Source organism: Halobellus captivus (assembly GCF_003697845.1).
Classification (GTDB): domain Archaea; phylum Halobacteriota; class Halobacteria; order Halobacteriales; family Haloferacaceae; genus Halorubrum; species Halorubrum glutamatedens.
Genome location: NZ_RDQE01000003.1, coordinates 288,674 through 301,727, shown reverse-complemented (window position 1 = coordinate 301,727; position 13,054 = coordinate 288,674). Strand labels below are relative to the sequence as shown.

The following is a 13,054-nucleotide window of genomic DNA, read 5'->3' as shown; positions in this document are numbered from 1 at the left end:
ATGGCAAAGATCGATCTCGATGGGCTAACTAAAGACTATGGGGGCGTCATCGCAAACGATCAGCTGTCATTCCGTGTCGAGAGTGGCGAAATATTCGGCTACCTGGGACCGAACGGGGCGGGTAAATCGACCACCATCAGAATGCTTCTCGGGTTGTTAAAGCCAACGGGAGGAACTGCGAGAGTCCTCGGTGCCGATATCCGTGACGAGAAATCACTGATCGAGGCAAAGAAACGGATCGGATACCTTCCGGCGCATCTCGGCTTCGATGACGGGGTGACGGGTGAGCGAGTACTCGAATACCACGCCGGAATGAAGGGTGATAGTCGATTACACGAATTGTTGGAGATATTCACACCACCGATCGAACGGCCGGTACGTGAATACTCGACCGGAAATCGGCGGATGCTTGGACTCATTCAGGCGTTCATGCACGATCCGGAACTCGTCATCATGGATGAACCTACATCCGGGTTAGATCCACTCAAACAAGAGGAGTTCAACGAGTTCATCAGAGCCGAGCGTGACCGCGGGACGACGATCTTCTTCTCATCGCATGTGCTGAGCGAGGTCAGACGTGTCTGTGATCGTGTGGGGATCATTCGTCAGGGTCGGCTCGTCGAACTCGAAGCCGTCGAAACGCTGTTGACTCGGAGCGGGAAGCGCGTTCGCATACATGCGGCCGACGAGGTGATCCCGCAACTCTCCGCTCTCGACGGGGTCGTCGACGAAAGCACGTTTCCGGGGGGTGTTCAGTTCATATACACCGGTGAAATCAACCGGCTTTTGCGGGAACTCGCCAGGTATGACGTTCATGACATCGACATCAAAGAGCCACCCTTAGAGGACGTTTTTATTCATTACTATGGAGAGAGAACCGAGGAGAAATCGAATCAGTGGAATCCGAACAATGAGTGAGACCGCTCGATATGAGGTGGAACGTCGGATTCGTGGGAGCATCGTGCTCACGGCCGCGATCTCACTCTATTCGGCGTTTATCGTCTGGTATTTCACCGTCTTGGAGGGTGTAAACACTGAAGAGGTGTTCGAAGAACTGCCTCCCGCGATGGTGGATGCGTTCGGGATCGAGTCGCTCTCCACGATAGAAGGCTTTCTAGGGGCTCAGATATTCAATTTTGTCTGGTTACTTGGTTTAGGTCTCTATTTTGCGTACATGGGTGGTGGGATCATCGCGAGCGAGATCGAATCGGAACGAATAGATGTCCTTCTGTCGTTTCCGATCTCACGATCGCAGTTATTTCTCGAAAAGTTCGCCTCGATTTTGTTCCCGATCCTTGTCGTGAACACGGTGGGTGGCGTAGCGATTTATGGACTCGTGTTGGCCGTTGACGAATCGATTGATCTGACTCATCTGCTGTTAGCTCACGTGCTCTCGATCCCGTATCTATTGGTCTGTGCTGGTATTGGAGGAGTCTTCTCCGTCGCGGTAAACCGTACGTCCGTTGCCGAGAAGGGCGCCGTTGGTGTCGTTTTTGTGCTCTATCTTATCGAATCGATCGTCGGGGGTGCGGATGAATACGATTGGATACAATATCTCAGCCCAACACAGTATTACGAACCAACACCGGTCTTGATCGATGGGACGTTCGAATTCATAGACTCGGCAATACTACTGGTGACGCTGCTGGGTTTGTTGCTACTCGGCCAGATCATATTCTCTCGGAGGGATCTATAGCAATATCGGCACCGTACTCAACGTACTTCGCTGCAGTCGCCTTCTTGATCTCTGTCGATCTGTCTGTAATGATCGCTACTTTTCTATCAAACATTGCCGCTCGTTTAGTTTCTCCAGTCGTGGTCATCCCGTGGGGTGGATTCAGGCATCTCGTTTGAGTGCGTCTTTCCGCTGTTCGTACTCCTCGTCCGTCAGCTCACCACGAGCATATGCGAGTCGGAGTTCCTCTACCGCTTGGTCGGAGTCACTCTCTCGTCCCGCTACTGCTCTGTAAATGAGGTAGCCCCCGCCGGCGAGGGCGGCTAGGAACAGGAGCTGCATCACGATGCCAACAATGAACATCCAGCCTGGCATCGTTGCGTCACTCCACATTCCACCGCCCCACATTCCGCCCATCATCGGTCCGAATCCCATCATCCCGAATCCCATGAAGAACATTGGGAAGATGAATACGGCACCGATGATAACGAGTAGGAGTGTGACAAGTCGTGTATCGTCTGTTTTTGTAGGCATATTGTGATCCCCCCGTGAGTTGGTGTCTCGGGTAATACTACGCACTGACTATTCATTGCGGTTGTGCCTTTGATCTACGCCTTCTGCCCACCGGATTTCCTTTGAATTCCTACTTACTACGGCTCTGAGCCGAAATATTTGAAGGAAAAATGCAAAAGATGATCCCTTCGAAATGATACCTATGGTGGCGACGATGATTGAGGGGATCTTCGAAGCGCTCCGCATCGGTGTCGGCTTCCTGTGGACGGCGGCGTGGGCAATCATCATGGGGCTCACGGTCACGAGCTTCGTCCAGGTACTCGCGCTACTTGCCGTCCCGCTGTTGGTTGCGGCGACGGGAACGGCCGCTGCCCACGGCGGCCGGAGCTACGGCAGCGGGATGATGGGTGGGAGCGGCTGGGGCCTCTTTGGCGGAGCGATGGAGCTCTGGGGACTCCTTTGGATGGAGCTCCTCGAAGGCGTACTCTTCGAATTCTTCTAGGTGTCGATCTTCGAGGCGGGATTCGTCGCAGCACTCGTCACCGCAGCTGGGATGCTGTCTATCCTCTACGCCCTGTATGCCCCGAATCCCTGAGTATTCGGGATGTCCATTCGAATAGGGATACTACGCGTCGTGCCCGGTTCGAAGCCGCTACTGTTCGGAGTCCCTCCGTTCTCGATTGTGCAGGTTCGCAGCGGGAATTATATTCGTATCAGTCGTACCATACGGTATGATTCGAACAGTCATGGGTGTCCTCGGCGCTGTTTCAGCGCTGTTCCCGGACGAGATCGTCGACCTCTTCGAGAAACTCGCGATTTCGAATCCGGGGGAGGGAACGGTGAGAGGGTGGGTCCGTCAAGCAATCCGGTCGGAGGGTGTTCTGATAGCTGCGATTTCCCTCTTTGCCGGCCGGGCGTATGCGTGGCTGATGAATCTCACCGGCGTGTTCGGCGCTGTCGTGTTCCTGTTCCCCGATCTGTATCGTAAATTTGCCACCGCGTTCCTGTACGAGCGACCGGAGTCGATAGAATGGAACGAGCGATTCCGCTCTGGCATTCGGGCTATCGGCGTACTCTATGTCTTTTTAGCGGCTAAGACGTACAGAGAGCGCCATAACGATACGTGAGCCTCCTCGACACAGACACCTGGTGGATTCGAAATCTGCTTGGTTGCGGCCGCAGATGCCACTTTGAATCTAAAGTTTGAGCCCCACGATACCAGTATGATCGAAGGGGAAATTCGCTAAAGAGAGGGGACCGTATGTATCCATGTACGCTCTTGTGTAGCACATTGTTGATTTCAGAGTGTGGTTTTAACGGCGTGTTTGAGCGCTTCTCGTCCGGGTTTGCGGTAAAGTTCTCGTCTGAGTTGGAACGCTCGAAGATACTGTGTGAGGCGATCTTTTGAGATGCCTTGCCGTGTTGAACGCAAGACGGCGACAACATCGGATTTTTGGGCTCTGTAGTTTCGCTAGACGTGACGGCGACGACTGCGTTATCTGGGTAGAAAGCGAAGAGACGGATCGGTGTGACATCCGAAATCCGTCTCTTCACTCGTGTTACGGTGGCTAAGGCTAAAGCAGTTGTCGCTAATCCGGACGAACCCGCCGACCTCAGCGGGGGAGGCGGGTTCGCTGAGTGGGCGATGCTCACCGTGCATGCACTTCGCATCGAGCTGGGCAAATCCTACCGCGTCGCGGTGGATTTGCTCTCTGAAATGCCCGGCGTACTCGACGAGATCGGTCTCACGCGGCTTCCTCATTACACGGTGTTACGCAACTGGTTCGAGCGAATTCCGACGAAGACGTGGCGTGCGTTTCTCGGCGTGTCAGCCGAGAAACGCACTGGCCACGCCGCCATCGATTCGACCGGCTTTGACCGCGATCAGCCCAGCCGACACTACGCCAACCGCACTAACTACCGCGTTCGAGCGCTGAAAGTCACTGCTCTCGTGGATGTCGAAACGCTGTACATCACCGACATCCACTCGACCACCTCGAAGAAACACGACGCGAAGATCGGCCCGCAGGTCGCCCGGCGCAATGCGGGCGACCTGCGGAGTCTCGCCGCTGATCGCGGTTACGACGCGAAAGCCTTCCGCGACGAACTCCGTGAAAACGGCATCAGACCGCTGATCAAACACCGGATCATGAATCCGCTCGATCACGCCCACAACGCCCGCATGGACGGTGATCGGTACCACCAACGATCCATGTCTGAGACCGTCTTCTCCTCGATTAAGCGCACGCTCGGCTCCTCCGTGCGTGCGCGAAGCTGGTGGCTAGAGTTTCGTGAAATGCTGCTGAAAGCCACCGTCTACAACCTTCGTCGGAGCGTCCGATTTCCGTGAAATCGACCGCCAAGCCACCCCAACTGGACCCATGCTACTGACTGTCATATTTATGTTTGCTTCCCTTGAACATTAACTGGATATGATAGGATTCGAGCAGTCAACGACCGAGGCGCATCGTCCGCGGTTGGGAAGTCCGTGGGTGTATTTCGCTGCGACGTACGCGATAACGTGGGGGTTCTGGGTGTCGGCGATAGCCCTTGATGTGAGTTTTGACACTGCCATCGGGACCGTCCTTCTGCTAGTTGGACTCGCCGGTCCCGCAGTCGCAGGGATCGCGTTGGTGTATCTCGTCTATGGCGAGCGTGGACGGGTCGATTTCTGGAATCGCGTCAAACAAGTTCGTCGCGTCGGCGTGCGGTGGTTTCTCGTCATTCTGGCGGTTCCCGTCGGCGTCACAATCGTCGCCGCAATCGCGGATATTCTCCTCGGGGGGCCTGGTGTCGAATTTGGCGAAGCGGTAACCGGATTCCCTCTCCCGACGCTGCCAACGCTATTCATTTCGACGCTTCCGCCCCTTCTCGAAGAACTCGGCTGGCGAGGCTACGCGTTAGATCGGCTTCAGATGGATTGGTCAGCGCTGAACGCAAGTTTACTCCTGGGTGTCGTGTGGGCAGCCTGGCACCTCCCACTGTTCTTTATTAGGGGATCGTTTCATTACGAGGTGGTTGGCTTCTTGACAGTCGGCTTCTGGCTGTTCAATATCGGCGTCGTCGCATTATCGGTTATCTTCACCTGGGTGTACAATCACACGGCACGCAGTATCATCGGCATTATTCTCTTGCACGGATGGGTGGGTCGCGTAAAGTTAGAGAATGAGGCGTTCGATTTCGGTCATAGACACTCTGAAGTCGAACGCCTCATTCTCTAACTTTACGCGACCGCCTGAGCCCACCAAGATTTACCACCTTTGCCGGCCGACGTTCGAACATGCCCATCACCGACGATGCGGGACTTGAACGCGCGCTCTCGACCGAGACGATCGCCGTGGTCGGCTGTTCGACGAACGAGGAGAAGGCCGCCCACAGGATCCCGGCGTACCTCCAGCGACACGGCTACCGGGTGATCCCGGTGAACCCGTTCGCCGACGAGGTGCTCGGCGAGCCCGCCTACGACGAGCTCGCCGACGTGGACGAGGAGGTGGACGTGGTGAACGTGTTCCGACCGAGCGAGGAGGTACCGGAGATCCTCGAGGCGGTGCGCGATCGACACGCCGAACGGGGCGACGCGGGGATCGCGTGGCTCCAGCTCGGGATCAGCCACGACGAGGCGGCCGCCGCCGCGGAGGCCGAGGGGATCGACGTGATCCAGGACCGATGTATGAAGGTCGAACACGGTCGGCTGCTCGGGTGACGTCGGATCCGGATCGGACGCCGGACGTCGGACGTCGTCCCGTGAGCGTTGCCGACGGACGGAGGCGTCAGCCCTCCCATTCCGCGAAATCGCGATAGACGCCCTTCGAGAGGTAGCGTTCCGAGGAGTCGGGAAAGACGGTCACGACGCCGTCGTGGGGAACGTCGATCTCACCGTCGCGGACGCCGCGGGCGACCCGTTTCGCGGCGAGCGCGTTCGCCGCCGCCGAGGAGGCGACGAGGTGGCCCTCCTCCGCGGCGAGCCGACCCATCTCCTCGTGGACCTCGCGGTCGGGGATCGCGTGGATCTCGTCGACGAGGTCGGGGTCGAACAGCTCGTTCGTCTCGATGTCGTGAGTGCCGATCCCCTCCGTCTTGTACTCCTCGTGATCCACGTCCTCGCCGAGGAACTCGCGGTACGCGGAGCCGGCGGGCTCGACGGCGACGACGTGGGTCTCGGGATCTCGCTCGCGGAAGTAGCGGGCCGTACCCATGAGGGTACCCGCGGTGCCGCAGCCGGCGACGACGGCCCCGACCTCGCCGTCGAGGGCGTCGTCGATCTCCGGAGCGGTCGTCTCGTAGTGTGCCTCCGCGTTGAGCGGGTTCGAGAACTGTTGAGGGACGACGGCGTCGTCCAGTTCCTCCGCGATCTCGCGGGCGCGGTCGATGGCGAAGCCCATCCCCTCGTCGGTCGGCGTGTTGATCACGTCCGCGCCGAGCGCCCGCATCAGCTGTTGTTTCTCCACCGAGAAGCGTTCGGGGACGACGAAGACGGCGTTCACTCCGAGCTGCTCGGCGGCCACCGCGATCCCGATCCCGGTGTTTCCGGCGGTCGGCTCGATGACGGTCCCGCCCGGCTCGAGGTCCCCGCGCTCGAGCATGCGTTCGAGCATGTACTTCCCGATCCGGTCCTTGATGCTCGCGCCGGGGTTGAACGACTCGAGTTTCGCGTACACCGGCACCGCGTCCGGCGAGTCGTGGACCCGGACGAGCGGCGTCTCGCCGATCGTCTCCAACACCGACGGGAGGGGCTCGCGATGGGTGGTCATATACAGGCAAGGGTTGCCGCCCGGTTTGTGTGTTTCCATCGCCGGGACGATCGGGCCTGAACGGTACGATTCCACGCAGTACCGCTCCCCTGCGGTCCAGCGGTCCAGACGACACGATCCGCGCGGATCGAACAACACTTATGCCGCTCGTCCGGTTTTCCGAGGGTATGAGCGAGACGGACGCGCAGGCCGACGTGACGGTCGTCCTCCCGGACGGGTCAGAGCTCTCCGTACCGGCCGGATCGACGGTGGAGGACGTCGCCTACGAGATCGGTCCCGGACTCGGTAGCGACACGGTCGCCGGAAAGATCGACGGCGAACTCGTCGAGAAGTACGCCGAGGTCGGGGACGGCGACCGGATCGAGATCGTCACCGAGGGATCCGACGAGTACCTGACGGTCCTGCGCCACACGGCCGCACACGTCTTCGCGCAGGCGCTCCAGCGGCTCCACCCCGAGGCGACGCTCACGATCGGCCCGCCGACCGACGAGGGCTTCTACTACGACGTGTCCGACGTCGACCTCGACGAGGACGACCTCGCGGCAATCGAGACGGAGATGGACGAGATCGTCGCGGCCGACTACGACGTCGAGCGCGTCGTCCGTCCTCGCGAGGACGCCATGGAGATCTACGCCGAAAACGAGTACAAACGCCAGATCCTCGAGGAGGAGGCCGCGGACGAGGAGGTCACCTTCTACGTCCAGGACGGCTGGCAGGACCTCTGTCAGGGCCCGCACGTGGAGTCGACCGGCGAGATCGGGGCGACGGCGCTGCTCGAGGTCTCGGCGGCGTACTGGCGCGGCGACGAGGAGAACGACACGCTGACTCGGGTGTACGGGACGGCGTTCGCCTCCGAGTCCGACCTCGAGGAACACCTCGAGATGCGCGAGCGGGCGAAGGAACGTGACCATCGGAAGATCGGCCAGGAGATGAACCTCTTCTCGATCCCGACGGTGACGGGTCCCGGGCTCCCGCTGTACCACCCGCCGGGCAAGACCGTCCTGAACGAGCTCTCGGGGTTCGCGAACGGGCTCAACCGCGAGAACGGCTACGAGGAGGTCGAGACGCCCCACGTCTTCCGAACGGAGCTGTGGAAGAAGTCGGGCCACTACGAGAACTACAAGGAGGACATGTTCCTCCTCGACGTCAACGACGAGGAGTACGGGCTCAAGCCGATGAACTGTCCGGGTCACGCGACCATCTTCGACCAGCAGTCGTGGTCGTACCGCGACCTGCCGAAGCGGTACTTCGAGAACGGGAAGGTGTACCGGAAGGAGCAGCGCGGCGAGCTCTCGGGTCTCTCCCGGGTCTGGTCGTTCACCATCGACGACGGCCACCTGTTCGTCCGGCCCGACCAGATCCGCGCGGAGATCGAGTCCGTCATCGGGATGATCTTCGAGGTCGTCGAGACGCTCGACCTCGAGGTCGAGGTCGCGCTCGCGACCCGCCCGGAGAAGTCGGTCGGCGGCGACGAGATCTGGGAGTCCGCCGAGGAGCAACTGCGTGACGTGCTCGAGTCCGGCGGCTACGACTACGACGTCGAGCCCGGCGACGGAGCCTTCTACGGCCCGAAGATCGACTTCGGCTTCGAGGACGCGCTCGGCCGCGTTTGGGACGGCCCGACGGTCCAGCTCGACTTCAACATGCCCGAGCGCTTCGGGCTGACCTACACCGGCGAGGACAACGAGGAACACCGTCCGGTGATGATCCACCGGGCGCTCTACGGGAGCTACGAGCGCTTCTTCATGGTGCTCATCGAGCACTTCGACGGGGACTTCCCGCTGTGGCTCGCACCCGAACAGGTCCGGATCCTCCCCGTCTCGGACGAGACGCTGGGGTACGCCCACCGCGTGAAGAACGCGCTCGCGGACGCGGGGATCCGCGTCCAGGTCGAGGACCGCGACTGGACGGTCGGCCGCAAGATCCGGCAGGGACACGACGACCGGCTCCCGTACATGGTGATCGTCGGCGACGACGAGCAGGAGGCGGGCACCGTCTCCGTTCGCGACCGCTTCGAGAACCAGCGCGGCGACGTCGACCTCGACGACTTCGTCGACCACCTGGTCGAGGAGTACGAGGAGAAACGCGTCGAACCCGACTTCATCGACGGGTAGCCGCGGTCGAGCCGAACCGGCCGATCAGTCGTCGCTCGGTGACGGGGTCTCGACGAACTCGACGCCCGCGAACTCGAAGCGTGCGCCGCCCTCGAAACCCTCGGTCACCGTCACGTCCCAGCCGTGCGCGGACGCGATCTCCGCGACGATCGCGAGCCCGAACCCGGTCCCCTCCTCGTTCGTCGTGTGTCCCGTCTCGAACACTCGCTCGCGCTCCGACTCGGGGATCCCGGGGCCGTCGTCGGCGACGTAGAACCCCGACCCGTCCGCGAGGACCCCGATCCGGACGGTCACGTCGGTCCCGCCGTGCTCGACGGCGTTCCGAAACAGGTTCTCGAGGAGTTGGCGGAGTCGCGAGCCGTCCGCGCGGATCGAGTCGCCGTCGAGGTCGACGACCGACTCGGCGTCCGTGGTCTCGACGGTCGCCCATGCGTCGCGGGCCGTCTCGGCGAGGTCGACGTCGGTCAGTTCCTCGACGCTCATGCCGTCCCGTGCGAGCGTCAGCAGGTCCTCGATGAGCGCTTCCATCCGCGAGAGCGACCGATCGACCGGTTCCAGGTGGTCGCTGTCGCACTCCGCCGCGAGCAGGTCGAGGTGGCCGGTCGCGGTGTTCAGCGGGTTCCGGAGGTCGTGGCTGACGACGCTCGCGAACTCCTCGAACCGGTCGCGCTCCCGCCGAAGCTGTGACTTCGCCTGCCGCCGCTCGAACTCGTAGCTTACCCAGCGGGTCAGTAGCTCGACGAACGTCCTCTGGAGGTCGGTGAACGGGTCCTCGCGGGCGGCCGTGTCGGCGAAACAGAGGGTGCCGTACAGCTCGCCGTCGACCTCGACGCGACCCCCGACGTACGTCCCGAGCCCGAACCGCTCGTAGGCCGGTTCGCCCTCCCATCCCTCCGCCGCCGCGTCGACGACGGTCAACAGGCGGTCAAGCTCGACGGTCCGCTTACAGTAGGCCTCGGCGAGCGAACAGCTCTCACCCGGCTGGAGGCCCGGATGGGTCGCGTGTGCCGCCTCGATGTGTTGTGTTCCCGCCTCGATGTGGGTGAGGAAGCCGTTCGGAACGTCGAGGTACTCACAGCCCAGCTCCAGCATGGCCTCGAGTTTCGCCTCGAGGGAACGGTCCCGGTCGGACGAGACGGCGTAGAGTCGCTGGATCGCACGGAGGCTTCGTTCCTGTCGGCGCTCGATCCCCCGCCGGTCGGTGGTGTCGCGCAAGTGTATCGAGAGCCCGGTGTCCGACGGAAACATCCGCACGTCGAACCACGCTCCGAGCGGCTCGTAGTACGCGTCGAAGGCGGTCTGCTCCTGGCTCTCCATCGCCCCGTGATACCGGTCGTAGAAGTCGGTGTCGACCGCCTCGGGGATCGACTCCCACAGGTGGAGCCCCTCGATCCCGTCGGCGGACGCCAGGACGTCGTCGTCGATCGCCTCCCGGAGATCTCGGCTCCGGTCTCGTTCGCGTACGTGATCTTCCAGTCGGCATCGACGGCGAAGAACCCGTCCGCCATCCGGTCGAGGATCGTCTCGAGATCGGCCGCGGGCGTCGAGACGAACGGCGGATCGCTCATGCGGTCTGAAGGGCGCCCGATCACTTCACTTGCCGGGGTCGTTCCATCGGTCCCACCGGGACGATGGACCCACGTCCGTCCCGACACGGAGTGACCGGTACCGCACACCTCGTGCCGACCGTGTTTCCGTCGCGTTTTTTACGTCCGCCACGAGAACGGCCTGTATGTCCGATCGATCGTTGGAGACTGTCGCGGACGACGAAGCGCCCGAATTCGGGGAACTCTCGCCGCCGGACCGGACTCTGATGGGACCGGGACCGAGCGAGGTTCACCCGCGAGTGCTGCGGGGGATGAGCACGCCGCTCGTGGGACATCTCGACCCCTCGTTCGTCGAGATCATGAACGAGGTCCAGGAGCTGTTGCGGTACACGTTCCGGACCGACAACCAGTGGACGATCCCCGTCTCGGGGACCGGGTCGGCGTCGATGGAGGCGGCGATCGGCAACCTGGTCGAGCCCGGCGACACGATGCTCGTCCCGACGAACGGCTACTTCGGCGGCCGGATGGCCTCGATGGCCGAGCGCGCCGGCGGCGAGGTCGTCGAGGTCGACGCGCCGTGGGGCGAGCCGCTCGACCCCGCCGACGTCGAGGCCGCCTTCGACGAGCACCAGCCGGACGTGTTCGGGTTCGTCCACGCGGAGACCTCGACCGGGGTCTTACAGCCCGGCGTGCCGGAGCTGACCGACATCGCACACGCCCACGACGCGTACGTGATCGCCGACTGCGTCACGTCGCTCGGCGGCGTCGAGATGCGCGTCGACGAGTGGGACGTCGACGTGGCCTACTCCGGTCCCCAGAAGTGTCTCTCGTGTCCGCCGGGCGCGAGCCCGCTCACCCTGAACGACCGCGCGATGGACAAGGTGCTCGACCGCGAGGAGCAGCCACGGTCGTGGTACCTCGACCTCTCGCTTCTGGAGGGATACTGGGGGGACGAGCGCGCGTACCACCACACCGCACCGATCACCAACGTGTACGCGATCCGCGAGGCGCTCCGGCTCGTCGCCGAGGAGGGCATCGAGAACCGGTGGGAACGCCACCGTGTGGTCGCCGGCGACCTGAAGGACGGACTCCAGGAACTCGGTCTGGAGATGAACGCGCCCGACGAGTACTGGCTCCCCAGCCTCAACGCGGTTCGAGTGCCCGACGGCGTCGACGACGGCGCGGTCATCGACTACCTCCTCGAGGAGTACGACCTCGAGATCGCCTCCGGGCTCGGTGACCTCGCGGGCGAGATCTGGCGGATCGGCTGTATGGGCTACTCGGCGCGTCCCCAGAACGTCGAGTTCCTGCTGGCGGTCCTCGAGGAGGCGCTCGCCGAGCAGGGGTTCAACGGCTGACTACCGGTCGATCGAGGCCGATCACGTCCCGGACGACCCGATCGGCGAGACCGCCAGGCCTCGGGGGTCGACGTCGGCGTCGAACGCCACCCGCACCGTCCATCCGTCGTCGGCCGGCTCGACTCGGACCTCGCTCGGTCGGTGCCCTGGAGCACGTCGAAGGAACTCGACGACGATCGGTAACACCGGGAGCGACCCGTTCCGCGCCGAAAGCGCGTAGCCGGTGATCCGGGCGCTCTCCACGAAACCTTCGGATCCGGCATCGAGATCGAAACCCACCGGGAGCGTCGAAACGCGAGTGAATCCCCCGAGGATCCCGTCCTCGCGGAGCCCCTCGAGCGTCGCGGAGAACCGGGCGGCTGCGTCGTCATCGTCACCCCGTGGAGCGCCGTCGGGGTTCGCGGATCCGCCGTCGAGGTCGTCGAACGCGTCGATCGACGGGTCCTCGAGACGGTCTGCGGCCCGGGAGAGGACCTCGAGTTGATCCACGGCCGTGAGTCGGTCGGCGAGCTCCGCCGCCATCCCCTCGAGCAGGCAGAGACAGAGGTCGTCGGGGTCCGGCACGCTCTCCGCGAGCTCGAAGTAGCGGTCCAGTACCGCCGTCTCGACGGCGCGCCAGCCGCCCTCGGAGAGTGTCTCGAAGACGGCGGCCGCGATTCGGTGACACCGCTCCACCAGCCGCCGCCGTCGTTCGTTCCGGCGGGCCGAACCGTTTATCACCGGTTCCGAGAGGGTCCAGCGTTCCTCGTCGACGTCGTTCCCCTCGTTCCGGTCGTCTCCACCGGTCCCGTCCGGGTGCGGCGCGTTCGGGATCGCGTTCCGCTCGGAGGTGCGTTCCGGGCAGTCACTCAGCTGACAGACGATGACGTCGTACCGCGGGACGGCGGGGTCGTACCGGCGGAGCGCGGCCCGGTACTGCTCGGTCGTCCGTGCGGCGGCCCGCGCCGTGGGCCGGTCCGGGAACCGGAGTCCCGCCGCGGGAACCGGACGGTCGCCGTAGCGCGCACAGACGAGATAGTAGTCGCCCTCTCCGTCGGCGAGCCGTTCGATGTGGTCGCGGACCTCCTCGAGCGTGGTGCCGATCATTCGTCCTCCG

Annotated in this window: 12 protein-coding genes and 2 pseudogenes; 9 read left to right on the top strand and 5 right to left on the bottom strand. The window is 62.7% G+C overall.

Features of this window, described 5'->3' with window-relative positions; translation table 11 throughout:
* Nucleotides 1–918, top strand: a complete 918-nt coding sequence (locus EAO78_RS05265; RefSeq protein WP_122104836.1) for an ABC transporter ATP-binding protein — start codon at nt 1–3, stop codon at nt 916–918.
* Nucleotides 911–1,696, top strand: coding sequence for an ABC transporter permease (locus tag EAO78_RS05260; RefSeq protein WP_122104796.1), 786 nt, complete (start codon nt 911–913; stop codon nt 1,694–1,696). Before EAO78_RS05265 ends, EAO78_RS05260 begins: the two co-directional genes overlap by 8 nt.
* Nucleotides 1,697–1,837: 141 nt before the next feature.
* Here the strand turns inward: EAO78_RS05260 and EAO78_RS05255 are convergent, their stop codons facing one another.
* Nucleotides 1,838–2,209, bottom strand: a complete 372-nt coding sequence (locus tag EAO78_RS05255; protein WP_122104795.1) for an SHOCT domain-containing protein — start codon at nt 2,207–2,209, stop codon at nt 1,838–1,840.
* Between the two features lie 265 nt (nt 2,210–2,474).
* Between EAO78_RS05255 and EAO78_RS18400 the strand changes: the two are divergent.
* Together EAO78_RS18400 and EAO78_RS05245 are read left to right on the top strand one after the other, a co-directional pair.
* A pseudogene (locus EAO78_RS18400) lies at nt 2,475–2,783 on the top strand (hypothetical protein).
* A gap of 136 nt (nt 2,784–2,919) precedes the next feature.
* Nucleotides 2,920–3,315: a hypothetical protein gene (locus EAO78_RS05245; protein ID WP_122104794.1), complete on the top strand. Its 396-nt coding sequence runs from the start codon at nt 2,920–2,922 to the stop codon at nt 3,313–3,315.
* Between the two features lie 173 nt (nt 3,316–3,488).
* Here the strand turns inward: EAO78_RS05245 and EAO78_RS05240 are convergent.
* Nucleotides 3,489–3,614: pseudogene (locus EAO78_RS05240) on the bottom strand (IS1595 family transposase); the annotation flags it as partial.
* Nucleotides 3,615–3,716: 102 nt separating this feature from the next.
* Here EAO78_RS05240 and EAO78_RS05235 point away from each other — a divergent pair.
* The 3 genes from EAO78_RS05235 to EAO78_RS05225 all read left to right on the top strand — a co-directional run bounded on the left by EAO78_RS05235 (nt 3,717) and on the right by EAO78_RS05225 (nt 5,891).
* Nucleotides 3,717–4,538, top strand: a complete 822-nt coding sequence (locus EAO78_RS05235; RefSeq protein ID WP_122104793.1) for an IS5 family transposase — start codon at nt 3,717–3,719, stop codon at nt 4,536–4,538.
* Between the two features lie 82 nt (nt 4,539–4,620).
* The gene (locus EAO78_RS05230; protein WP_122104792.1) at nt 4,621–5,409 is read left to right on the top strand and encodes a CPBP family intramembrane glutamic endopeptidase; all 789 of its coding nucleotides are present in this window, start codon (nt 4,621–4,623) and stop codon (nt 5,407–5,409) included.
* A gap of 59 nt (nt 5,410–5,468) precedes the next feature.
* Nucleotides 5,469–5,891, top strand: coding sequence for a CoA-binding protein (locus EAO78_RS05225; RefSeq protein ID WP_122104791.1), 423 nt, complete (start codon nt 5,469–5,471; stop codon nt 5,889–5,891).
* A 67-nt stretch (nt 5,892–5,958) separates the two neighbouring features.
* Here EAO78_RS05225 and EAO78_RS05220 read toward each other — a convergent pair whose 3' ends face one another.
* On the bottom strand, nt 5,959–6,939 hold the full coding sequence (locus EAO78_RS05220; RefSeq protein ID WP_122104790.1) for a PLP-dependent cysteine synthase family protein: 981 nt from the start codon (nt 6,937–6,939) through the stop codon (nt 5,959–5,961).
* A gap of 167 nt (nt 6,940–7,106) precedes the next feature.
* On the opposite strand from EAO78_RS05220, the gene thrS reads away from it, so the two are divergent.
* Nucleotides 7,107–9,053, top strand: coding sequence for a threonine--tRNA ligase (thrS, locus tag EAO78_RS05215; protein ID WP_122104789.1), 1,947 nt, complete (start codon nt 7,107–7,109; stop codon nt 9,051–9,053).
* Nucleotides 9,054–9,077: 24 nt separating this feature from the next.
* Here thrS and EAO78_RS05210 read toward each other — a convergent pair whose 3' ends face one another.
* Nucleotides 9,078–10,370 (bottom strand): sensor histidine kinase, encoded by a 1,293-nt coding sequence (locus tag EAO78_RS05210; protein ID WP_238987616.1) that lies wholly within the window; start codon nt 10,368–10,370, stop codon nt 9,078–9,080.
* Between the two features lie 415 nt (nt 10,371–10,785).
* Between EAO78_RS05210 and EAO78_RS05205 the strand changes: the two genes are divergently transcribed.
* Nucleotides 10,786–11,958 carry a pyridoxal-phosphate-dependent aminotransferase family protein gene (locus tag EAO78_RS05205; RefSeq protein WP_122104788.1) on the top strand — a complete coding sequence of 391 codons (1,173 nt, stop codon included), beginning with the start codon at nt 10,786–10,788 and terminating at the stop codon, nt 11,956–11,958.
* A 21-nt stretch (nt 11,959–11,979) separates the two neighbouring features.
* Here EAO78_RS05205 and EAO78_RS05200 read toward each other — a convergent pair whose 3' ends face one another.
* Nucleotides 11,980–13,044, bottom strand: coding sequence for a DUF7551 domain-containing protein (locus EAO78_RS05200; protein ID WP_122104787.1), 1,065 nt, complete (start codon nt 13,042–13,044; stop codon nt 11,980–11,982).
* Nucleotides 13,045–13,054 lie beyond the last annotated feature (10 nt).